The organism is Halomonas cibimaris (assembly GCF_039537045.1).
Taxonomy (GTDB): Bacteria; Pseudomonadota; Gammaproteobacteria; order Pseudomonadales; family Halomonadaceae; genus Vreelandella; species Vreelandella cibimaris.
Genome location: NZ_BAAAZT010000030.1, coordinates 106,995 through 129,343, shown reverse-complemented (window position 1 = coordinate 129,343; position 22,349 = coordinate 106,995). Strand labels below are relative to the sequence as shown.

At 64.3% G+C, this 22,349-nt stretch carries 23 protein-coding genes; 13 read left to right on the top strand and 10 right to left on the bottom strand.

Annotation, left to right across the window (positions count from 1 at the left end; genetic code table 11):
- Positions 1–74 precede the first annotated feature (74 nt).
- Positions 75–1,529, bottom strand: coding sequence for a TolC family outer membrane protein (locus tag ABD654_RS04555; RefSeq protein ID WP_344702702.1), 1,455 nt, complete (start codon positions 1,527–1,529; stop codon positions 75–77).
- Positions 1,530–1,646: 117 nt separating this feature from the next.
- Positions 1,647–2,486, bottom strand: a complete 840-nt coding sequence (locus ABD654_RS04550; RefSeq protein ID WP_344702700.1) for a fructosamine kinase family protein — start codon at positions 2,484–2,486, stop codon at positions 1,647–1,649.
- Positions 2,487–2,625: 139 nt separating this feature from the next.
- Here ABD654_RS04550 and ABD654_RS04545 point away from each other — a divergent pair, with 139 nt between their 5' ends.
- Positions 2,626–2,937 carry a YqfO family protein gene (locus ABD654_RS04545; RefSeq protein WP_344702698.1) on the top strand — a complete coding sequence of 104 codons (312 nt, stop codon included), beginning with the start codon at positions 2,626–2,628 and terminating at the stop codon, positions 2,935–2,937.
- Positions 2,938–3,014: 77 nt separating this feature from the next.
- Here the strand turns inward: ABD654_RS04545 and ABD654_RS04540 are convergent, their stop codons facing one another.
- The 3 genes from ABD654_RS04540 to ABD654_RS04530 all read right to left on the bottom strand — a co-directional run bounded on the left by ABD654_RS04540 (position 3,015) and on the right by ABD654_RS04530 (position 5,289).
- Positions 3,015–3,866, bottom strand: coding sequence for a flagellar motor protein MotB (locus ABD654_RS04540; protein ID WP_344702696.1), 852 nt, complete (start codon positions 3,864–3,866; stop codon positions 3,015–3,017).
- A 2-nt stretch (positions 3,867–3,868) separates the two neighbouring features.
- Entirely contained in the window at positions 3,869–4,663 is a 795-nt protein-coding gene (locus tag ABD654_RS04535; RefSeq protein ID WP_344702694.1) for a MotA/TolQ/ExbB proton channel family protein, read from the bottom strand.
- Between the two features lie 197 nt (positions 4,664–4,860).
- Positions 4,861–5,289 (bottom strand): OsmC family protein, encoded by a 429-nt coding sequence (locus ABD654_RS04530; protein WP_344702690.1) that lies wholly within the window; start codon positions 5,287–5,289, stop codon positions 4,861–4,863.
- A gap of 282 nt (positions 5,290–5,571) precedes the next feature.
- On the opposite strand from ABD654_RS04530, the gene yghU reads away from it, so the two are divergent.
- Positions 5,572–6,432, top strand: a complete 861-nt coding sequence (gene yghU / locus ABD654_RS04525) for a glutathione-dependent disulfide-bond oxidoreductase (RefSeq protein WP_344702688.1) — start codon at positions 5,572–5,574, stop codon at positions 6,430–6,432.
- Positions 6,433–6,460: 28 nt separating this feature from the next.
- Here yghU and ABD654_RS04520 read toward each other — a convergent pair whose 3' ends face one another.
- A complete protein-coding gene (locus ABD654_RS04520) occupies positions 6,461–7,453 on the bottom strand; it encodes a lipid A deacylase LpxR family protein (protein ID WP_344702685.1) in 993 nt (330 codons plus the stop codon).
- Between the two features lie 211 nt (positions 7,454–7,664).
- On the opposite strand from ABD654_RS04520, the gene ABD654_RS04515 reads away from it, so the two are divergent.
- From ABD654_RS04515 to ABD654_RS04485, 7 genes are all read left to right on the top strand, one after another.
- A complete protein-coding gene (locus ABD654_RS04515; RefSeq protein WP_344702683.1) occupies positions 7,665–8,060 on the top strand; it encodes a VOC family protein in 396 nt (131 codons plus the stop codon).
- A gap of 124 nt (positions 8,061–8,184) precedes the next feature.
- Positions 8,185–8,574, top strand: coding sequence for a DUF4870 family protein (locus ABD654_RS04510; RefSeq protein WP_344702681.1), 390 nt, complete (start codon positions 8,185–8,187; stop codon positions 8,572–8,574).
- 4 nt (positions 8,575–8,578) lie between these two features.
- Positions 8,579–9,508 carry a lysophospholipid acyltransferase family protein gene (locus tag ABD654_RS04505; protein ID WP_344702679.1) on the top strand — a complete coding sequence of 310 codons (930 nt, stop codon included), beginning with the start codon at positions 8,579–8,581 and terminating at the stop codon, positions 9,506–9,508.
- 62 nt (positions 9,509–9,570) lie between these two features.
- Positions 9,571–9,921, top strand: a complete 351-nt coding sequence (locus ABD654_RS04500; RefSeq protein WP_344702677.1) for a DUF4870 family protein — start codon at positions 9,571–9,573, stop codon at positions 9,919–9,921.
- 62 nt (positions 9,922–9,983) lie between these two features.
- Positions 9,984–10,652 (top strand): thiaminase II, encoded by a 669-nt coding sequence (tenA, locus tag ABD654_RS04495; protein ID WP_344702675.1) that lies wholly within the window; start codon positions 9,984–9,986, stop codon positions 10,650–10,652.
- A 39-nt stretch (positions 10,653–10,691) separates the two neighbouring features.
- Entirely contained in the window at positions 10,692–11,462 is a 771-nt protein-coding gene (gene deoC / locus ABD654_RS04490; RefSeq protein WP_344702673.1) for a deoxyribose-phosphate aldolase, read from the top strand.
- Positions 11,463–11,572: 110 nt separating this feature from the next.
- The gene (locus ABD654_RS04485; protein WP_344702671.1) at positions 11,573–12,700 is read left to right on the top strand and encodes an aminotransferase class V-fold PLP-dependent enzyme; all 1,128 of its coding nucleotides are present in this window, start codon (positions 11,573–11,575) and stop codon (positions 12,698–12,700) included.
- 23 nt (positions 12,701–12,723) lie between these two features.
- Here the strand turns inward: ABD654_RS04485 and ABD654_RS04480 are convergent, their stop codons facing one another.
- Positions 12,724–14,139, bottom strand: coding sequence for a hypothetical protein (locus ABD654_RS04480; protein ID WP_344702669.1), 1,416 nt, complete (start codon positions 14,137–14,139; stop codon positions 12,724–12,726).
- A 187-nt stretch (positions 14,140–14,326) separates the two neighbouring features.
- Between ABD654_RS04480 and ABD654_RS04475 the strand changes: the two genes are divergently transcribed.
- Complete coding sequence (locus tag ABD654_RS04475) at positions 14,327–15,163, top strand: J domain-containing protein (RefSeq protein WP_344702667.1); 837 nt, start codon at positions 14,327–14,329, stop codon at positions 15,161–15,163.
- Positions 15,164–15,227: 64 nt separating this feature from the next.
- Positions 15,228–15,659 (top strand): hypothetical protein, encoded by a 432-nt coding sequence (locus tag ABD654_RS04470; protein WP_344702665.1) that lies wholly within the window; start codon positions 15,228–15,230, stop codon positions 15,657–15,659.
- Here the strand turns inward: ABD654_RS04470 and ABD654_RS04465 are convergent.
- Positions 15,576–18,014 carry a mechanosensitive ion channel family protein gene (locus ABD654_RS04465; protein WP_425552715.1) on the bottom strand — a complete coding sequence of 813 codons (2,439 nt, stop codon included), beginning with the start codon at positions 18,012–18,014 and terminating at the stop codon, positions 15,576–15,578. The genes ABD654_RS04470 and ABD654_RS04465 overlap by 84 nt on opposite strands.
- A gap of 76 nt (positions 18,015–18,090) precedes the next feature.
- On the opposite strand from ABD654_RS04465, the gene ABD654_RS04460 reads away from it, so the two are divergent.
- Positions 18,091–19,098: an amidoligase family protein gene (locus ABD654_RS04460; protein WP_344702663.1), complete on the top strand. Its 1,008-nt coding sequence runs from the start codon at positions 18,091–18,093 to the stop codon at positions 19,096–19,098.
- A 49-nt stretch (positions 19,099–19,147) separates the two neighbouring features.
- A complete protein-coding gene (locus tag ABD654_RS04455) occupies positions 19,148–19,822 on the top strand; it encodes a gamma-glutamyl-gamma-aminobutyrate hydrolase family protein (RefSeq protein WP_344702661.1) in 675 nt (224 codons plus the stop codon).
- On the opposite strand, the gene nfi is transcribed toward ABD654_RS04455, so the two are convergent.
- Together nfi and ABD654_RS04445 are read right to left on the bottom strand one after the other, a co-directional pair.
- The gene (gene nfi / locus ABD654_RS04450; protein WP_344702659.1) at positions 19,791–20,492 is read right to left on the bottom strand and encodes a deoxyribonuclease V; all 702 of its coding nucleotides are present in this window, start codon (positions 20,490–20,492) and stop codon (positions 19,791–19,793) included. The genes ABD654_RS04455 and nfi overlap by 32 nt on opposite strands.
- A 73-nt stretch (positions 20,493–20,565) precedes the next feature.
- On the bottom strand, positions 20,566–22,266 hold the full coding sequence (locus ABD654_RS04445; protein WP_344702657.1) for a DEAD/DEAH box helicase: 1,701 nt from the start codon (positions 22,264–22,266) through the stop codon (positions 20,566–20,568).
- Positions 22,267–22,349: the final 83 nt, after the last annotated feature.

Genomic DNA, 22,349 nt, shown 5'->3' with positions numbered 1-22,349 from the left:
GCGAAGCCTACAACCATACATGGTTGAATGTAAATACACGTGCCGCCGGGGTTGCCCGGTGGCACGTGGATCGCTCAGGGCGTGCGCGTAGGCCGCTTGCCGATGCGGGTGACGCTATCCGCGTTCTCTTCGGGCAGCGTGAAGCTGACGCTGTCTTTGCCCAGCCAGCCGTTCACCTCGTTCAGCGCATCGACGTCGAGCACGCCGGAGCGCTGGCGCAGGGTCAGCAGGTTGATCACGTAGTCATAGCGGGCGCTGGCGTAGTCCGCCATGGCGTTATACAGATTCTGCTCGGCGTTGAGCACGTCCACAATGTTGCGCGTGCCCACTTCATAGCCGGCCCGCGTAGCGTCCAGCGCACTTTGGTTGGACACAATGGCCTGGCGGCGCGCCTCTACCGTGGAGACGTTATTGCTCACCTGGGTATAGCGCGAACGCACCTGCTGGACGGCTTCGCGGCGCTGGTCTTCAAAGTCATACTGCGTGGATTCCAGCCGGTAGGTGTTCTGGCGGATTCTGGCCGTGGTGGTGCCGCCGGTGTAAAGCGGCAGGCTAAACTGCACACCGACCCGGCCTTCGGCGCTGTGCCCTTCCACGCCGTCGGCGTCGTTATCGTCGTAGTTATAGTTGGCAAAAGCGTTGACCGTCGGCAAGCGGTTGGCACGGGCAATGGCTACGTCGCTTTGGCTGACTTCAACGCCGGCCTGGCTGGCCAGTACTCGGGGATTTTTTTCCACGGCCAGCTCAACCCAGTGCTGGCGGTCGGCCGGAGTCGGCGCCTGAATGGGCACGTCGTCCTGCAGCGCTTCAATGCTTGCGTAGCGCTTGCCGGTCAAACGCTCCAGGGCTTCAAAACGCACCTGCAGATCGCTTTGCGCGGCGATACGCTCGGCCCGGGACTGGTCAAAGCGGGCCTGGGCCTCTTCAACTTCGGTAATGGCGATCAGGCCAACGTCAAACTGCTCCTGGGCCTGCTCCAGCTGGCGGCCGATGGCGCGCTCCTGGGCGCGGCGGGCTTCCAGGATTTCGTAGGCGCGCAGGATCTCAAAATAGGCCGAGGCCACGTTAATCAGCACTTCCTGCTCGGTGGCGGCCAGCTGGTAAAGCTGCTGATTGACTTGACGCTCGGCTCTTTCCACCTCGCGGCTGTTGATGGCATCAAACAGCGCCTGGGTGGCTTCCAGGCTAAGGCTTACGCTGTTGATGCTGTCGTCTACGGCGGCCCCGGTGCCGGCCGTTCCGGGCCGGCGCCGGCTCTGCTCTTGACGCTCGAACTGCTCGCTATGGGCAGCGTTGCCCTGGGCGCTGAGCTGCGGCAGCAGATTGCCCTGCTCGGCGTCCCGAGCGGCTCGGGTACTCCGGGTGGTGGCCTGGGCGGCCCCTAACGCTGCGTTATTGTCCAGCGCGTCCTGGGCAATGGTCAGCAGATCCGCCGACAGGGCAGGCGTTGCCCAGGCCGCCGCCACTAACGAAGGCAACAGCGCGCGACGCACCGAAACCAGAACAGAAGAGAGGGGCTGTCGCAGCATGGCGTCTTCCTCGTTACATGATGGTTACAGATCGGCTTTGAGCCGGAATTTACATACATTATCGCATGTTAGCATGGCAAGCACAGCGCTTTTACGCAGCGATACCCGGCCCCGCCGCTAGCCGGCGCACTCCAGACGGGAAAGCGCACGGCGTACGCCGCCGAGATACCCGGCACCGAACAGCAGCAGGTGATTGAGCAGCGGATAAAGCTGAAACAGCGCTTCCCGCCGCGGCCAGTCGTCCGGCGCACTGCCTTGCCAGTACGCTTCGAAAAAGGCCGGGCCGGGCGCACCGAACAGCGTCAGCATGGCAATATCCACTTCCGGGTAGTGGGCGTATACCGCCGGGTCAATCACGCCAGGGCCACAAGGCGTATACAGCACGTTGCCCGCCCACAGGTCACCGTGTATCAGCCGGGGAGCCGCCGGTGCCAGCCAGTCTTCCAGCGCGTTTGCCTGGCGGCGCAGGCGATCCGCTGTTGCCTGGTCCAGCAGGCCCTGCCGGGTGCATGCGTCCACCAACGGCAGCAGGCGCCGGTCACGCTGAAAAGCGCGGCCGTCCGGCAGCGAAGCGTTGGGCTGAGGCGTTTGCCCGCAGGCGTTGTCGCGATGCCAGCCGTGCTGCTGCCGAGGCGTCTGATGCAGACGCCGCAGGCCCGTGCCCAGCGCAGCAGCGTCACCGCTGGCGGCGGTTTCCAGCGCCTCGGTCAACAGCCAGCCGTGTCCGCAGCCCAGCACCTCGGGCACCACCAGCCCGCTTTGCGCCCGGGCCAGCGCAGCCAGGCCCTCGGCTTCACCTTCCAGCCGCTCGGGCGCATCGCGCTTGGCGATAACGTCGCCTTCCGCGGTCGTCAGCCGGTACACGGCGTTGCTGTCCGCGGCGCTGATCAGGCGAATGGATGCTTCATCGGCGGCAAGTCCCTGCTCTTCCAGCAGGGCGCGCAGTCCGCTTTCCATGGTGCTCTCCTTGTGCTCGACGCCGAAATCGCAAGTGGCCCGCGGTATTTTTATCCGCGGCCGGGCGTGACAGGCGTCGCTTTTCTCCCCGCTTTTTTGGCAAGATAGTCGTCATTGCTCAACCATGCCGGGAGGCGATATGTACAAGCTGGCGTTTTATGTGCCCGTCGACGCGGCAGAAAGCGTCAAGGAAGCGGTGTTTGAAACCGGCGCGGGGCGTTTGGGCCACTACGAGGCGTGCTGCTTTCAAACCCGGGGCACCGGGCAGTTTCGCCCGCTGGCCGGCGCCGAGCCGCACATCGGCCGCGTTGATGCGCTAACCCACGTCGAGGAGCTCAAAATAGAGCTGGTGTGCGCCGACGACGCTATCCACGCCGCCGTCGCGGCACTCAGGCTTGCCCACCCGTACGAAGAGCCGGCCTTTGATGTCTGGCAGCTGGCGGATATATAAAGCCGGCGAGCGGTGTTGTCTCGCTTCACAGACAGCAGCGTACGCCCTGATTCAACGTTATTGCTTCGGCTTTGCCGCTACGATTCGGCCGGGGCGGAAGACGCTTCACCAAGCGTGTTAATCCCTTGGGTACCGCGCTCCTCGGTTGCCTCGGTGAGGTCAATGGTAATCTCTACCCGCCGATTTTTCGCCCGGCCGGCGGCCGTGTCGTTGGACGCACGCGGGCGCGTGGAGGCAAACCCCTGAACGACCAGGCGCTGTCGCGACAGCGCCCGGTTTTTCTGCAAGATATTGGCCACCGAGGCGGCGCGCAGGGCAGAAAGATCCCAGTTGCTGTGAAAGCGCTCGGTATTGATGGGCACGTCGTCAGTATGCCCGCCAATCGCGATATTGCCCGGCAGCCCGGCAAACACTTCGGCCATGTCTTCCAGCAGCGTGGCAAACGAGCCGGTCACTCGGTCTGAGCCCGACATGAACGTTCCCCTCTCTTCGATGCGGATCACGACCCGAAAGCCGTCTACCTCAACCTGGGTGACATCGCTGTTGCCCGAGGCCTCCAGCAGCGATTTGATCTGCTGCGCCAGCTCTTGCGTTTGTTCCCGGTGATGGGTTTCCAGCATCTGACGCATGGCTTCAAGCTGCGGCCGCTCCTCCATGGTGCGCTGGCGAATTTCATCCAGCAAGGTGCGATCAGGCACCGCCGGGGAAAACTTGTCCAGCGCGGCACTGGTACCCTTGGGAATCTGCATGGCTTCAATGTCACGCTGCACGCCGAAGGCCTGGGACAGCTCGCCGGCAATGCGACGGAATTTCTCCGCGTCAATTTCGGAAAACGACAGCAGCAGCACGAAAAAGCACAGCAGCAGCGACATCAGGTCCGCATAGGTAATCATCCACTGCGGAATGTCCATCGACGGCTTTTTGCTCATGGCTAGCCCCGCCCTCCGGTGGGGTTGGCAGCGGCTTCGGCGTCCTCGTCACGGGCGCGGCTTTCCGGGGGCAAATAAAGCGCCAGCATCTGCTCGAGCACGTGCGGGTTTTTGTCGCCCTTGATCGCCAACACCGCATCGATCCACAGCTGCTGCATCTTGGCTTCCTGGTTCATGCGCAGCCACAGCTTGTCGGCAATGGGACTGGCAATCATGTTGGCGATCATCGCCCCGTAGAGCGTGGTTAACAGTGCCACTGCCATGGCCGGGCCGATCTTTGACGGATCGTCCATGTTGGCCAGCATCTGCACCAGCCCTACCAGCGTGCCGATCATGCCCATGGCCGGCGCCACCTCGGCAAACGCGGAAAACACCCGCCCGCCGGCTTCGTTGCGCTCCAGGGTCAAAAGGCGTTCCTTGGCCATCATCTCCTTTATCATCTCAGCGCTGAAGCCGTCCGCCAGCATCTGCAGCCCTTTGGCCAGATACGGCGAGTTGACCTCTTGGCTTTCCAGCACCAAAAGCCCCTGTTTACGCGAGAGCTTTGACAGCTCGATAAGCTCATCGATGCTCTCCTGGGTGCTCGGCAGCTGAAACTTGAACGCCCGAGCCGCCGCCTTGAAGGCAAACTTGAACTGGGTAATGCTGAATTTGGCCAGCACCACAAACAGCGTGCCGCCCACCACCAGCAAAAGCCCTGTAGGGTTGAGAAACACTTCGGGCGAGGTGCCCATAATAACCGAGGCGCTGACCAGCACGGCCGCCCCCAGCAGTCCTATTAGCGTTGCGAGATCCACAGTCTCTCCTGAATAGTCGCGTTCAACGGCCGTCGCCGGAACGCAGATGGGTCATAACCGCATGAGCCAATGCGTGAAACACTAGCACGGCAGCACCCGGGGATTGTACTGCGGGCCGCAATCGCCTGGCGCAAAAAAGCCCTGAGGCGATCAGGGCTTTACGTGTAGCCGGCTCGTCAGCCGGCACCGCGTCACACTCAGGCGTTATTCAGCGTGGCGTTCATGGTGATGTTGGCGTTGAACAGCTTGGAAATCGGGCAGCCCGCTTTGGCGCCTTCAGCCGCCTTCTGGAAGGCCGCATCGTCAGCGCCGGGCACGGTGGCCGTCACATCCAGGTGAACCGCCGGAATCTCAAAGCCGTCGTCGCTTTCCTGGATAGTGACCGTGGCTCGGGTGTCAACGGCGTCCGGCGTGTAGCCAGCTTCGCCCAGCACCAACGACAGCGCCATGGAGAAACAGCTGGCGTGGGCGGCCCCCACCAGCTCTTCGGGGTTGGTGCCCTTTTCATCGGCGAAACGCTGGCCGAAGTTGTACGGGCGCGCGTCGAGCACGCCGCTTTCACTTGAAACCGTGCCCTTGCCGTCTTTCAGTCCACCTTCCCAGTGTGCGCTTGCGTGACGATCCATAGCGATACTCCTCAGCGTTAGTCGTCGATTGACGTCCGCCTTCTCGCGCCCAGGTCAGCGCTGCGAGAAAACGGCGTCCGGCGTTTTCATCCTGCAGCGAAGGTCGGGCTTTATCAAGGCGGCGCAAACGCCTGGCGATGTTTTTGCGGCTTTTTCGCGCGTATGTTATGCCTTTCGTACCGCGATCACACGATGCCCGACGTAATGGTTCCCCTGTTGTAATACTGCAGGCTGTGATACCGCTCGTTGTGATCGATACAGAGCCGCTGCAAGGAGACCATAATGCACGATACATCCTACACCCTGCCGCGTGTCTGGCAGTGGGAAACCGATAACGGCGGCAAGTTTGCCGGCACCAACCGTCCTACTGCCGGGGCGACCCACGACAAGGCGCTGCCCGTGGGCGAACACCGCTTTCAACTGTATTCGCTGGCCACGCCCAACGGCGTCAAGGCCAGCATCATGTTCGAAGAGCTCTTGGCCCTGGGCCACGACGCCGAGTACGACGCCTGGCGGATCGATATCGGCGAGGGCGAACAGTTCAGCAGCGGCTTTATCGAGGCCAACCCCAACGCCAAGATTCCGGCCCTGTTCGATTACGGCCAGGCCCAGCCCCAGCGGGTGTTTGAGTCCGGCACGATTCTTTTATATCTGGCCGAGCAGTTCGACGCCCTGCTGCCCCGGGCTGTAGCGCCGCGCACGGAAACGCTCAGCTGGCTATTCTGGCAGATGGGCAGCGCACCCTTTGTAGGCGGCGGCTTTGGCCACTTTTACGCCTACGCCCCGGAGGCGATGAAATACCCCATCGACCGCTACACCATGGAAACCAAGCGCCTTTTGGACGTGCTCAACCGGCGGCTGGCCGAAACTCGCTACCTCAACGGCGACGCCTACAGCATTGCCGATATTGCCAGCTGGGCATGGTTTGGCCAGCTGGCCCTGGGCCGCGTTTACGACGCCGCGGAATTTCTCCAGACCCATGACTATCAGCACGTCATGCGCTGGGCCCGGGATATCGCCGAGCGCGACGCCGTCAAGCGCGGCTGCATGGTGAACCGCGCCTTCGGCGAGCCCCACGAACAGCTGCTTGAGCGCCACAGCGCCAGCGACTTTGAACACAAAACCCAGGACAAGATCGGCTGATCTTGCCGCCGACAGCGCCTGGCCTTGGCTAGAGCGCTGTCCTCAGCGTCAGCGCAGCAAAGCGATCGGGATCTTGCTGCCCGTGAAATTCCCGGCTGCGCTGAACGGCGGCAAAACGCATCTGCCATGCGTCCCAGCCAACAGCAAATCCGGCTGTCACGTCGCCGACCCATTCGCGCCGGTCAACGGAGTGGCTGCTGGAAAACGTGTTGCCGTCAAGCAGCAGGTTGTGGGCCACGTAATAGCCTTCCACCCCGGCAAACGCATACCAGTTAACGCCGCTTTCGTTGAGAAAGCCGGCGCTGCTAGACGGGCTGGGCGCCAGGCTGGGAATGCTGCGCGCGGCATCGCCAAAGCGCACGCTATAGCCGATGCCGGCATGGGTGCGCAAATTGCCCAGCGCCGCGGTGACCAGCGGGCCGGACGCCAGCTGCTTGCCGGCAAAAGGCGCCTTTTGCCACCACTGGCGGCGCAGGCCCAGATTCACAATGGCCTCGTCGTCGAGCTGATGCTCCCAGCCCTGGGGGCGATCACTGCCGACCAGGCGATGCACTTCCTGCTGAATGCTGTCGGCAAGCGACGACGGCCCAACCACCCCTACATCCAAATGCAGGTCTGTGGCGGTATGGCCGTACGCTGTCGCCTGGCTATCAAACAGCGACACGCCGCCCAGCATCAGCCCGGCATAGGGGCGATCACGCTCGATCAGCGCGGATGTCTCGATATCGTTGGGCGTGTAAATGCGGTGCGCCAGCCGATATTCGGCCCGCTGAGTGCGCTGCACCAGTTCGTCAGGCAAGGCCCGTCCAACCCGCTGGGTCCAGTGCTCGGGGGCTGGTGTAAAATCGTAGCGCAGCGTGACGCCGCTGGTATAGTGGCCGTCATCGGTGCTGACCGTGCCGTCGTTGGCAATCGTTAGGCTAAAGGCATCGCTCGCCCGGGCCGCAGTCGGCAGACCGGCCATGGCCAGCCCCGCCGCTACCAGCGTCAACGCCTGCCTGACGCTACACATTTGCTTCATACCCTGCTCCTTGAAAAATAAAACGTCGTAGTAAATCATGATTGGATGCAAAAGTCCTTAGCCGGCTCAGCGCCTTGCCGGGCCCTTTTCGCGCCGGTGTGGCCGTTCTGCGCGCTCACACATGGCACGGCTTTTGCGTCTTCATACCCCGTCAGCGTATTCTTGACGTCATCCGTTTTCGCCTTAAGACGTTTGACGTAAGGAAAGTGCCATGCTTTCAGGATTGGACCATCTGGTGGTAACCGTCACCGACATGACCCGCGCTGTGGATTTCTACTCCCGCGTGCTGGGGCTTGACGTACGCTATCGCGACGCCCAGCGCGTTGATCTGATGCTTGGCGACACCGCGCTGCGCCTGCACCAGACCGATACCGATATCGCGCCCACCTCGGCCACGCCTACGCCGGGCAGTCTGGATCTGTGCCTGCGCTGCCAGCTGCCGCTGGAGGCGTTTCGCCAGCACCTTGACGCCTTGAGCATTGATGTCGAACTGGGCCCGGTCGATCGCCAGGGCGCCAACGGCCCTATCCAGTCGCTTTATCTGCGCGATCCCGACGGCAATCTGCTGGAAATTGCCCGCCCGGTACGGCAGGCAGAAAAAACCTAGGCGCCCCGGGCCGATGCACCGCGCCGCGCACCGGGGTAATATGGCCGGCACAGGCCGGGCGAGACGCCAGGACACGACCAGCAACGCCGGCACGCAGACGATCAAGACACGACGAGGTAGGCACATGGATGAAGATACCCGGCAACCGGTGTATCGCGAAGACGCGGGGGCACGGCAAGCGCCTCGCTCGCCGGACACCACCCTGGCAACGGTGGTATATGCGCTGTATCTGGCAAGCTTTGTCGTCGGCTTTACCTCCATTATCGCCGTGATCATCGCCTATCTCCATCGCGGTGACGGCCCGGACTGGCTGGATGCGCACTATCGCTATCAGATCCGCACCTTCTGGATAGGGCTGCTGTACGCGCTGGTTGCCACTCTTCTGACGCTGGTCTTGATCGGCTTTCCGCTGCTGCTGGCACTTGCAGTATGGCTGATCGTGCGCTGCGTAAAGGGCTTTAAGGGCCTGCAGGAAAAGCGCGCACCGCACAACGTACATAGCTGGCTGTTGTAATACCATGCCTTATCCCTCTTTTCCGCCACGCCGTACCCGCGCCGGCGCCGTTGCCTGGCTGTGGCAGCGGCTGGCCGGCTGGCCGCTCGCTCGCCTGTGGCGCCTGGCACGCCTGGCCGGTGCGCTGGTCTACCGCTTCAGCCGGCGCGAACGCGAGGTAACCCGGCGCAATCTGGCCGTCGTCTACCCCGCGCTTGCTGCCCGGGAGCGCCGCGCGCTGACCCGGCGCAGCCTGCGCCACTCCGCCGCCACCATGCTGGAGCTGGGGCACGCCTGGATGGCACCGCCAGCGCGCGTAGCCGCCGGCATCATCGCCGTGCACGGCCGCGAAAAGCTCGACGACGCTCGACGTGACGGCCGCGGCGTGATCGTGCTCGCCCCGCATTTCGGCAACTGGGAGGTGCTCAACTTCTGGCTGTCGAGCCACTTCCCGTTCACCGCCATGTATGAGCCGCCCAAAATGACCGCGCTGGACCCGATCATCCGCCACGGCCGGCAGCGCCAGGGCGCCGCGCTTGTGCCCACCAACGCCCGCGGGGTAGCCGCACTGCTCAAAGCGCTCAAACGCCACGAAGCCGTGGGCATTCTGCCCGACCAGGAACCCGGCTGGGGCAGCGGCGTGTTTGCGCCGTTTTTCCACCGCGATGCCTACACCGCTACGCTGCTGCCCAGGCTGGTCGCCCGCACTCAGGCGCGCGTGGTGACCGGCGTGGCCCGGCGCGTACCCGGCAAGGGGTTTGCCATCCATTTTCTTGACGCCGACGTACGCGTCTACAGCACCGACGACGTCACCTCCGCCACCGGCGTCAACGCCTGCGTGGAAGCCGCCATCCGCCTTGACCCGGCGCAGTATCAATGGGAATACAAGCGCTACCGCAAAGTCATCGAAGAGCAGCAGGGACGCGCCGACTACCGTGATTTCCAGCTGTATTGACGCCATAGCGCAGCCGACGCGCTGCCGTCTATTTGAGACCTTCTGCATGTGAGACCGCCCGCATGACCAACCTCGATACCCCATACGTGAACACGCGTACGCCGCAAATCGTCTACGCCCTGTTTCTCGGCGGCATCGTGACGGCCAACGTGACGCTGCTGATCGGCGTAATCATCGCCTACGTCTACCGCAAGGGCGCCGCCCCCTGGCTTCAGGCCCACTATCGCTACCTGATCCGCACGTTCTGGATCGGCACGCTGTATTTCTGTGCCGTCTTCGCCTTGAGCGTCTTTGCACTGGGTGCCATCCTGTGGCCGCTTTTGGCGGTATGGCTGGTCGTGCGCTGCATCACCGGGTTTATCGCCGTGCGCCGGGGCCTGCCGCCGGCACGCCCGGGCAGCTGGCTCTGGTAAGCTGGGCGCGCCGCCCCGGGCCGCTGCCCGGCACAGATGAATAGACAGGGAGACTGCAACACATGGGGTATCAGTTCAGCGATTTGACCCGCGCCTGCCCGCGTAACTGGCGCGCCTACATCGAGCATGATTTCGTCCGCCAGCTGGGTGCGGGCACGCTGGAAGACGGCGCTTTTCGCCACTATTTAAAGCAGGACTATCTGTTTTTGATTCATTTCGGCCGCGCCTATGCGCTGGCCGCATACAAAAGCCCCACCCTTGCCGATTTGCGCCAGGCGCTGGAGGGCATGAAGGCGATCATCGATATCGAACTGGGTCTGCATATCGACTACTGCCGCCAGTGGGGCGTCAGCGAGCAGGAACTGGCCGCGCTGCCCGAAGCCCGCGCCACCCTGGCCTACACCCGCTACGTGCTGGATACCGGCAGCCGCGGTGATCTGCTCGACCTGCACGTAGCGCTTTCGCCCTGCCTGGTCGGCTACGGTGAGATCGCCAACTGGCTCAACGCCCAGCCTTTCACCCGGCGCGGGGCCGACAACCCCTTTGACGCCTGGATCGCCATGTACGAAAGCGACGAGTTCCAGCAGGCCATGCAGGCCGAGGTTGCCTGGCTCAACGAACGCCTGAGCGAAGTATCCCCGGCGCGCTTTGCCGAGCTTACCACCATCTTCAACGACGCCACGCGTCTGGAAATCGATTTCTGGCAGATGGGGCTTGATCGCGCCGAATAGCCCGCCGTCTGCTACCTAACATCAACCAGTGAGACTCCCATGCCTGCTTCGATCAACTTGCTTCAAGCCGCGCGCCAGGCGCTGGCGCTGCTGGACGTGACCCGCCTTGCGGCGGCGGATAGCGACGCCGATATCGAGTCGCTGTGCCAGCAGGCCAAAACGCCTTTCGGCCACCCGGCCGCGGTGTGCGTGTATCCTCAGTTTGTGGTGGCCGCGCGGCGCGTGCTGACCGCCCACAAGCTCAACGGCGAGGTCAAGATCGCCGCGGTCGCCAACTTTCCCCACGGCAACGACGACATCATGGCCGCGGCGCGACAAACCCGCGAAGCGGTGGCCTCAGGCGCAGACGAAGTCGACGTGGTGCTGCCCTGGCGCGCCCTGCTCGACGGCGACGAAGAGACCTGCCTGGAGTTTGTCGAAATGTGCCAGGCAGCGTGCGGCGGCCAGGCGCTTTTGAAAGTCATCCTTGAAACCGGCGAGCTCAAAGACCCGGCGCTGATCAAGCGCGCCTGCGAGCTTGCCATTGAAGGCGGCGCCGACTTTCTCAAGACCGCCACCGGCACAGCCGGCGTGGGCGCCACGCCCGAGGCCGCAACCGTTATGCTCAACGCCATCAAGAACAGCGGGCAGGACGTGGGCTTCAAGGCCGCCGGGGGCATCCATACCGCCGAAGACGCCGCCGTCTACCTCACGCTGGCAAGCGACATCATGGGGCCGGCATGGATGACCCCGCGCCATTTCCGCCTGGGCGCCACGACGCTGCTGCCTCATCTGGTATCCACGCTGGCAGGCGCTTCCGACATCGCCTGACGGCATCTACGCCCCGGTCTCTCTTTTCCCGGGGCGGCATTGCTCGTATTCTTGCATTATCCCTTATCCAGCGCGCCGTTCGCCGGCGCGCAGCCACTCAGGAGAGCATCATGGCCGGCCTGCTGCCCAACATCGACCCGGAAGGACTGCTGGAATATTCCGTGGTCTATACCGACCGCGCGCTGAATCACATGTCGCAACGTTTTCAAGGCGTCATGCGCGACATTTCCGCCACGCTGAAAGACGTCTACTGCGCCCACGCCACAGCGATTGTGCCGGGTAGCGGCACGTTCGGCATGGAAGCCGTCGCCCGCCAGTTCGCTACCGATCAGTCCGTTTTGGTGATCCGCAACGGCTGGTTCAGCTACCGCTGGACCCAGATCATCGAGCAGGGCCGGCTGACCGAGCAGCACACCGTACTCAAGGCCCGCCGTCAGGTTCCCGGCGACGAGCGCTCGCCGTTTCTGCCCGTACCCGCTGACGAAGCCGCCGCACGCATCCGCGCGGAAAAACCCGCCGTGGTCTTTGTGCCTCAGGTGGAAACCTCCGCCGGCATGCAGCTGCCCGACGACTACCTGCGCACGGTGGCCAAGGCCACCCGCGAAGTCGGCGGCCTGTTCGTGCTCGACGCCATTGCCGCCGGCACCCTCTGGGTCGACATGGCCGATCTGGGCATCGACGTGGTGGTCACCGCGCCGCAGAAAGGCTGGAGCGGCTCGCCCTGCTGTGCCATGGTGATGCTCTCCGAGCGCGCCGAAAAGCGCCTGGCCGAGACCCGGAGCACAAGCTTTGCCTGCGATCTCGCCCGGTGGCACGGCATCATGCAGGCGTACGAAAACGGCGGCCACGCCTACCACGCGACCCTGCCCACCGATGCGCTGCAGACCCTGCGCGATATCATGTTCGAGACTCGCGACTACGGCTTTGCCCGCGTCAAGCAAGAACAGCAGGTGGTCGGCGAGGCGGTTCGCGCCATGCTCAAGCGCCACGGCTTTATCAGCGTGGCCGCCGACGGTTTCGATGCGCCGGGCGTGGTGGTGTGCTATACCGAAGACCCGGGCCTGCCGGCCAAGCTCGCCGAGCAGGGCGTACAGGTCGCCGGCGGCGTGGCACTGGCCTGCGACGAAGGCGAACATTTCCAGACCTTCCGCATTGGCCTGTTCGGGCTGGACAAACTGCACCACCCCGAGCGCAGCGTACGCCATCTGGAACGCGCGCTGGACGCCCTCAAGGAATAGCTCCCCGGCTTTGACCGACCCGCTCAGGCATCGTCACTGTCAGCCACCTTTTCCACATCGACGATGCCTGACCGGCTGACCACGACCTTCCAGCGCGCCAGACGCGCGCGGCCGTGGTTTTCCGTTTGCCGCACCACCAGATTGAACAGATGACGGCGCTCCACCCGCTCGCGCACGGCCTGGCCGTTTTTAAGCCGATATATGTGATGGGCGCTGCGGCTCATCAGCTGGGTCAGCAGCGACATGTCCAGCGTCAGGGTTTCCCGGGTATGGCGGTAGCCGCTTAAAAAGCGCGTCGGCGACATCCGCGAGCGGGAACGGTAGTGCAGCACCATTTCTTCACGCTGAGTCACCTTGCGCCGGCGCATATCGCGCACGTCGCTATCCAGCGCGGCATAGCGCTTGTAATCAAACCATTCCAGCTGGCGCCCGACCGGCTCGTTGCGCGTAGCGTCGCGATACTCCCGCCGCCACTTGGGCCGCCCCTTGCGCAGCCAGTGCCACAGCGTATTGCGCAAGTCGTCTTTGAACACCTCGCGCATGGCATACAGCACCGCCATTGCCAGGATGAATAAAACGGTAATATCACCCAGCTGATCGCGCACCTGCAGCACGCCAAACGATACAAACGCCATGGCGACCGCCGTTGCCAGCGCCTTGACCGCCTTTTGCTCGCCGCTGCCAAGCTCTCGGGTGCGCTGCCTTAGCGTAATCGGATGCTCGATCAGCCGGCGCAGCAGGCGCATCTTGTTCGACATCCGCGTCGCGTCCTGCCTTACCCGCTCGGCGTTATACTGCTGGGCCCGGCGGTAGTCGCTTTCACTTTCGCAGATGGCAATCAGCTCGCGCTTCAGCGACGTAAGCGCCGCGCGGCGCGGCATGTGGGCGACCAGCGCTAAAAGCTGCTGTTCGGTAAACCACGACACGTAATTATCGATATTGGCAAAGTATTTATACAGCCGCTCGTCTTTGGGGCGGTTACGCCGCAGCCGCTTGAGAATACCGTCGCTTAGCGCCTGCATTTCACGCAGCGACTGGGCAAACGCCTCTGTGCTGGGCGCTTTGGTCGGCGCGTCTTCCTCGGCCGTCGACGCCTGCTTAAGCTTGCGCGCGCTGTCCAGCAGCGTGCGCGTGGTGCGCTCCAGCGCCTCTACGTACTGGTAGGCATAAAGGCTAAGGCTCAAACGGTAGGAGGCGCTGTCCAGGCGGTTACGACTGGCAAGCCGGCTATGCACCAGCGGCAGATGGTGCTCGTCGCTGTAATAGGTGCGCGCGGTATGAATGGCGCTGTGATAAAACACTTCCTCGGCGATCAGCCGCGTACTAAGCCCCAGCTCGCCGGGCACAAACAGATACACGTCAAGCGTGTGGGACGTTTCTTCTTTCAGATACCGCGACAAACGCAGTTGAAAGCTGTCTTTACGCTCTACGTGAACCACTTGGGCCTCTCTTGTGGGTTAGCGGGCTTGTCGGTTATCGGCGGGCCATCCGCCGCTCGGCAGACTTGCCATCCGCCGCCGGTCACGCCACCATTGCCGACTATTCGCGTCTTGCCTACTGTTTTATCTACTGCCTTGCCTACGGTCTTGACTACGGTTTTGGCCAATGATCGCCGGGAGCCAGGGAATGCCGATTGCCCGCTTTTCAACCTTTGAGCTGGTGCTGCTACAAAGCCACCAACAAGCGGATACGGCAACGCTTTTGCTGCTGGCCTGGGTGCTTGATCACTGCACCACGCTCACCCCGCATCAGCGCTATTGGCGGCTGGCGCGAAAGGCTGAAGGGCTTGCCCACGGGCATGATCTGGCCCCGCTTTTGCGCATTGCCGGCCAGCGCGACACCCACGCCGTACAGCTCGCCGCCGAGGTGCTGCACCGCCAATGTAGCGCCGAGCAGGGGCACGGCATCATTCAAAAGGCCATCGCACTGGCCGTGGAAAACGGCCGCCTGTCGCCTGCCAACCACTACATTCTTCGCTTTCTGGCCGACCTGCTTGGCATCCCGCCGGCCATGCTGGAAACGCTTTTCCAGGCGCTCACCGGCAGCGCCCTGCCACCCCCGGACGACCCCAGCCGCGAGGCCTACTGGCGCGCGCGCAACACCGCCTACTACCGGCGCCAGGCCGAGCGAGACGCCGAACAGGCCCGCGCGCAGCAGCAGCGCGAGCAGGAGCAGGAGCAGGAACAGGCCCGCCAGCATCAGCAAAAAGAGCGCGAACGGCGCGAACGGCACGGCCGCGCGTCCGCCGCGGCGCCGGATCGCACCCTGCAAGCACTGGCGATTCTCGGACTGGACCCGGGGGCCAGCCGGCGCGATATTCGCCGTGCCTATCGGCGCATGGCCCAGCTGCATCATCCCGACCGTTTTTTTGCCGAAAGCGAGCAGGCCACAGCCCGGGCGTCGCAGCGTTTTCAGCGCATCAAAAAGGCCTATGATTACCTTATGCAGCGCACGCCTGCCTGACACGGCGCCTGACCGCGTTGCCGCACGCTGCCTGGCGCCATCAACACCGACACGGAGCCCGCCCATGCGAGATTTGTATCAGCGCCTGTCCCTGCCGCCGGACGCCACCGACACCCAGATTCGCCAGGCGCTGGAGGCCTGCTCCAACCGGGCCCTGCAAAAAGACGCCAGCGCCGTACTGACGGTGGCTGAACATCGCCAGGAGTATGACGCGCTGCACGCCACGCTCGCCGATATCGGCCGGCTGCGCGCACGCCTGGGCCTTTGCCACGGCGCCCACTGGCAGGGAAGTATCGCCCATGATTTTGCCCGCTCACCGGGCGAGGCCGTTGACCAGCACCAAGCACTGCGCCGGCGGGTACGCCAGGCCGCCGTGCGCTACAGCCGCTGGCAACGCCTGGGCGGCCCCTGGCTAGCTGCCGTCGCCCTCATCGCCGCTGCCTGCGTGGGTTTCGCCGGCGGGCTCGCCCTGTGTCTGCGGCTGGGTGCGATATAGCGCCTGTTCGCGGGCCTTCTCCTGCCTTGTGGGCTTGGGCGCGGGGCGAGGCGGCGTGGGCCGGTGGGTCTGCTCCGGCGCCTGCTCACTGGCACCGGCCGGCGCTTCGCTGGACACGGTATCGTCCAGCGCTGTCACTTCGTCGCGGCTTGAGCTTTCGTCATCCCAGCGCTCGGAGCTGGCTTCCATGCTCAAGCTGATGCGCGGCACGCCCAGATCCACCTGCTGGGCTTCCATACGCTGTTTCAGCAGCAGATTGAACGCCCGGGCCACGTCCCACTGCATTTCCGGCGCGGTACGAAAGCGCATGCGCAGAATCGGGCAGCCGTCTTCAAAGGCGTGAATGCCCTGCATTTCCAGCGGCGCCCAGATGTAGTGGCGCATCATGGGGTTGTTACGCAGCTCTTGGGCGGTTTCCTGCATCAGCGTGATGGCGTCGTCGATGCGCATGGTGTATGGAATGCGAATCTTCATCAGCGCAATGCCGAACTGGCGCGACATGTTGTGAATGGAGTCAAAACGGCTAAAGGTGATGATATGCACAATGCCGTCCAGGTCGCGCAGGCGCACGGTGCGCAGCGTCAAGCCTTCAACGGTGCCCATGTGGCCGTTGATCTCGACGAAATCACCTACCGCCAATGAGTCCTCGATCAGGATAAAAATCCCGGTAATCAAGTCCTGCACCAGAGTCTGGGCGCCAAAACCGATGGCCAGACCGATCACACCGGCACCGGCCAGCAGCGGCGTTACGTTAACGCCCAGATTGGCCAGCCCGGCGATGCCGGCAATGACCAGGATGGTGACAAAAATCACGTTGCGGATCATAGGCGTGATGGTCTGGGCCCGGGCCTGGTTGACCCGCCGGCCCTGGGAGCGCGCCGAGGACACCAGCGCCCGCTGAATGGCGGTGTCGGCAAAGATCCACACCAGCCAGGCAATCAGCACCGTAGCCCCCAGGCTTACCAGGGCCTGGCCGATACGCGCGCCGGCCACGCCGTCCCGGGCAATGCCGAACAGCGAGCTGCCCCACACCTGCATGAACAGCTCAGCAAACACCATCCAGGCACAGATGTGTGCCAGCACAAAGCCCACCCGCGCCAGACGGCGGCGATATTCCCGGTAGCGCGGCGGACGCCGGCGCTTTTGGCGCCGCTCGCCGTGACGGCGCAAAAGCCCGGTCACCACCAGCGTCAGCACCAGCAGGCTCGCCGAGATAATCGAGCGCGCAAGCGCTGTACCCACATCCCCCACGCTGATGAAAATCGCCAGCAGCGAGCCGCCCACCAGCAGCAGCGCCGGAATATGCCAAAGCCCGCCCAGCGCCCGGCTCAGCTCAATGGCGGTACCTGCGTCCCGGCGCTGACGATAGCGGCGATTACAGATCAAATGACGAATCGGGCGCTTGAATTTGATAATAAAGCGCGCCGCCACCAGCGCTGCCAGCATGTTGGCCAGCACCGAGACCAGGCTGGAAAAGTCCTCGCCCAGCATGCCGACCAGTCGGCTGGAAATCAGCGCATCACCCAGCGCGATCAGCGCGCCGATCACAAACAGCCCGCGCAGCGCACGCTCCTGGAGCAGACGCACGGCGGTAAAGCGGTGGCCGCTGCTGAAAAAGGCAATCACGGTTTCAAACACCACCGACAGCGCCCGGCCGCACACGCAGACATACGCCAGCACCAGCACCACGGTACGCCCCGGGCTTGGCGACATGATCTGGCCCAGGCTGAACACCACGGCGAAAGCCAGCGTCCAGGGCAGCATGCGGCGAAAGAAGTGGATCGCCATCAGCCTGCCGGGCGGGTTTCGCGGCAGATCATGGGGCCAGCCCCGGCGCGTGGCGAGCAATCGCCCCGCGGCAATCATCACCACCAGCAGCACCGCCCAGAACGTGCCCAGTACCGCACCGTCAACGACGGCGCGAATCGTGCCGTCACGTCCGGGCCGGTTGAGCAGCTCGCGCAGCTCGTTTCCCCCTTCGCGCAGCTGCTCTTCCCACTGTTCAATGGGTGAGCCGCCTTCCTGGGCCTGCTCGTTAATGTCGGTGAGGGTATCGGCAAGCGCCCCCAGCAGCCCCTGGCGGCCGCCGCTTTGCTCCACCGAGGCATCGGCGGCGGTTTTGAGATCGCGCAGGGACTTGAGCAGCTGCTCGCGCTGCTGGCTGTCTTCCAGCGTGGCAATGATGTCATCGAGCGACTTTTGCAGCGATGCGCTATCGGGCTTTTGCTCCTGAGAGGCCTGCGGGTTAAGCCCGGGAATCGACACGCCCTGGGCCTGAGCCGGCGAGGCCAACATCAAAGTCGCGGTAAGAAGCGCCAGAATCAGTGCGCTAAACGTAAGAAAGTGCTGTCGCACGTGGCTCTCCTGAACGTGTGGGTCCTGCCCGATATGATAGTCTAGCCGCTCGTTGATCAATTCCACAGGACGCGAGATGACGCTGCAAGCGCCCCCCACCCCCCGCAATCCCCAGGGCCAGATGCGCCGTGTCGGCGTGGAAATCGAGTTTGCCGGCCTGCCGCCCCGGGATACCGCACTGATTGTACGCGAGCTTTTCGGCGGTGAGCTTAACGCGGAGAGCCCCCACCGGCTACAGGTAAGCAACACCTGCTGGGGCGAGTTTGTCATCGAGCTGGACACCCAGTATGCCCACCCTGACCAGAAAGTGCTCGATGACGGCGCCGCACTGGACGGCGAATGGGCGCGCCACCAGCATCAGCTGCGCGCCGAATTTCACGCCAAGGCCCGAGAGCTGATCGGCGATATGGTCACAGGGCTTGTGCCGACCGAGATCATCTGCCCGCCGGTGCCCTGGAACGAGCTGGAGCGCCTGGACCGTCTGTTTGACGCCCTGCGCGAACACGGCGCCAAGGGCACCGATGCCAGCCTGCTGTACGGTTTTGGCCTGCACCTCAACCCGGAAATCGCCTCGCCAAAAGCCGACGACATCCGCGCCATGCTCCAGGCCTATATGCTGCTGGCCCCCTGGCTGCGCGACGAAATCAAGGTCGACATCACCCGCGAGGTGCTGCCCCACGCCAACCCCTTCCCCAAGGACTACGCACTGAAGGTGCTTGCCGCCGACTACCGGCCTGACATGACCGAGCTTATCGACGACTACCTGCACGATAACCCCACGCGCAACCGCGAGCTGGATATGCTGCCGCTTTTTGCCCACCTCTGCCCCGAGCATCCCCACGCGCTGCTGCACAGCGGGCTTACCAAGCCCCGGCCCACGTTTCACTATCGGCTGCCCAACGCGCAGCTCTCCGAGCCCGAGTGGGGGGCGGTCACCGAGTGGAACCGCTGGGTGGAAGTGGAAAAACTCGCCGCCGACCGCCAGGCCCTGACACAGCGCAGTGCCGCGTACGTTGCCGACCACGGCCGTCCGTTTTATCGCCGCTGGCTTGACGCGCTGCTGCGCCCCTGGCGCTCGCGCTGATCGATACGCGACTTCTTTATTCGCCACCCACCAGGAAAACCCAAGCCGTATGTCACGTCCTCTTATCGGCATCACCACCTCCGACCGTAAAAGCCGCCTGGCCTGGTGGTTTGACTGGTTCGCCGTCTGGCGTCACGGCGGCCGCCCGCTGCGCCTGTCGCCGAACCGCCCCCGCCCCGAAAGCCTGGACGGGCTGATCATCGGCGGCGGCGATGATATCCAGGCCAACCTCTACGACGCCGAGCTCCAGCTTGACGTGCGCGTGGACCCGCTGCGCGATGAGCTGGAGCTGGCGCTGCTGGAGCACTTCATCCCCCGGAACACGCCGGTGCTGGGCATCTGCCGGGGCGCTCAGCTGATCAACGTCCACCTCGGCGGCACCCTGGACCCGGACATCTATACCACCCACGAAGGGCTCAAGCGCCGGCGCACGGTGCTGCCGCGCAAGACCGTAGACATTACCGAAAACAGCCGCCTGCACCGGCTTCTCGGCGTGCGCTGGTGCCGCGTCAACAGCCTGCACCACCAGGCGGTCAACCGCGCAGGCAGGGGCGTGGATATCGTCGCCCGGGACCGCAACGGGCTGGTGCAGGGCATCGAGTCCCGGGAACACGACTTTCTTATGGGCGTGCAGTGGCATCCGGAATGGCTGATTTTCAACCGCCCACAGCAGCGTTTGATTCGCGCGCTGGTCAGCGCCGCCCGGGCCCATCGCGGCGGCTAGCCAGGCGGTCTGCCTGCCGCGTGGGCTCGGGCAGCTTGGTGCGGTACAGGCAGCGCTTGACCCACTCAAGCGCCGCTGCCTGGCTGATCCGGTGGCCGGGCGAGACGTACAGCGGCTTGACCCGGGTGCGCGAGCGCAGCACCGTGCCGATCCGCTCGCCCTTGTCTTCAAGCCACACGCTGTCACCGCGCGTCTCACCCACCTCCGCGTGGCGGCCGCAAAGCCGCGACTTGGCCACCCCGACGGTGGGCACGTCCAGCCACAGCCCCAGGTGCGAGGCCACGCCCAGCCGGCGCGGGTGAGCCAGCCCCTGGCCGTCCACCATCACCAGCTCAGGGGTGGTTTCCAGCCGGGCACAGGCCCCCAGCGCCGCCGGCGTCTCGCGAAACGATAAAAGCCCGGGGATGTAGGGCATGCGCGTAGGCTCGCGGTAAACCACCTGCTCGATCACCTCGAACGGCGGCCCCGCTTCGCGCCATTTCAGCACCACCGCCGCGGCTCGGGTGGTAGCGCCGCTGTCTTCAAAGCCGATATCCACCCCGGCAATATGGCGCACCGGCGCTATGCGGTCTGACCGCTCCACGCGCGGCGCCAGGCGCTTTTGCAGCGCTACGGCCTCGCCCGGCGTCAGATGCCAGTCGTGCAGGGGCTGCGGGGGCAGCAAAGGCATAAGGACCTCCTGATAGCGAAACACCCCCGTGCCGTAGGCACGAGGGTGTCAGCGTTTCGCTCAGCGCCGTGGCTCAGGCATGTTCGCGACGGCGAACCGGAGCCTCACCGTCCCGGCGGCGGCGCGGGGCGCGTTCTGCACCGCCCCGGTCTTCGCTGATTTCCAGCGGGCGCCCGGAGACTTTTGCCCGGGCCATCTTGGCCAGCAGCGATGCCGGCAGGCCCTTGGGCAGCTCGACCACGGAAAAGGCGTTGCGGATATCGATACGCCCGATGCGCGCCCCTTCGATGCCGCCTTCGTTGGCCAGCGCACCGACCAGCTGGCCGGGCTTGACGCCGTCCTTGTGACCCACGGAGACGCGGTAGCGGGTCATGCCTTCGCTGGGGCCGCGATCCCGGCGCGGGCCGCTCGCGTTACGGCCTTCGCGCGGGGCGCGCTCTTTACGCGGCGCCTGCAGCCGGCCGATCGGCGCTTCGTCGGCGCGGGCCATCTGGGCAAAAGCGCAGGCCAGCTCGACGGGATCATGGCCTTCCTCGACCAGGCGCTCGACCAGCGCTCGCTGCTCGTCGGCGCCCTGGGTCAGCGATGCCACCACGCGCTCATGGAAGACGTTGTCCCGATGGGCACGGATCGCCGCTTCGTCGGGCAGCGCCATGTCGGTCATTTTCTGGCCGGTGGCCTGCTCCATCCAGCCAACCTTGCGGCCTTCGCGGAAGCCGGCAAAGGTGATCGCGATGCCGCTGCGCCCGGCCCGGCCGGTACGCCCGATGCGGTGGGTGTAGGCTTCGCTGTCCTGGGGCAGATCGTAGTTGATCACGTGGGTGATGCGCGGCACGTCCAGGCCGCGGGCGGCCACGTCGGTGGCGATCAGCACGTCGACCTTGCTGCGCTTGAGCCGCGTAATGGTGCGCTCGCGCAGGCTCTGGTCGAGATCGCCCGACAGGCCGGCGGCGTTGACGCCGCGGGCGGTCAGCTGCTCGACAAGGGTGGTGCAGGCCGCACGGGTGCGCACAAAGACGATGGCGGCATCCACCGGCTCGACTTCCAGAATCCGCGACAGCGCTTCCAGCTTGGCGCCGCCGTCCACGCGGACCACGCGCTGCTCGATGTTGTCCGCTGTGGTAGTGCGCGACTCGATGGTGACCTTGACCGGCTCCACCAGATAGCGGTTGACGATACGCTCGATTTCGGTCGGCAGCGTCGCCGAGAAAAACACCCGCTGGGCGTTTTGGGGCGTGTCGGCCACCACGCGCTTGACGTCGTCGATAAAGCCCATGCGCAGCATTTCGTCGGCTTCGTCCAGCACCAGCGCGGACAGACCGTCAAGCTTTAGGCTGCCGCGATCCAGATGATCAATCACCCGGCCCGGCGTGCCCACCACAACCTGGGCACCGCGGCGCAGCGCGGAAAGCTGCTCGCGGTATTCCTGACCGCCGCACAGGGTCGCCACTTCCAGCCCCTTGATGTTCTGGCCGTACTTGCCAAACGATACGGCCACCTGCTGAGCCAGCTCGCGCGTGGGGGCCAGCACCAGCACCTGGGGCTCGCGCCGATCCATTTCCAGCCGAGACAGCAGCGGCAGTGCAAAGGCGGCCGTTTTGCCCGTGCCGGTCTGAGCCTGGCCCAGCATATCGCGGCCTTCCAGCAGCGCGGGAATGGTTTTTGCCTGAATCGGCGATGGCTCTTTATAGCCCTGGCTTTCTACTGCGGACAAAACGGCGGGCAATAGGGCAAGATCGCCAAAACTCGGCGAAGCGACAGAAGTCGAGGTCATTAATCACACCTTGGTAGGCCGGCCATGCCGGCAAAAATCATCAAAAGCGTCTCTGACTCCGGGCCTGAACGATGCCGGCCAAG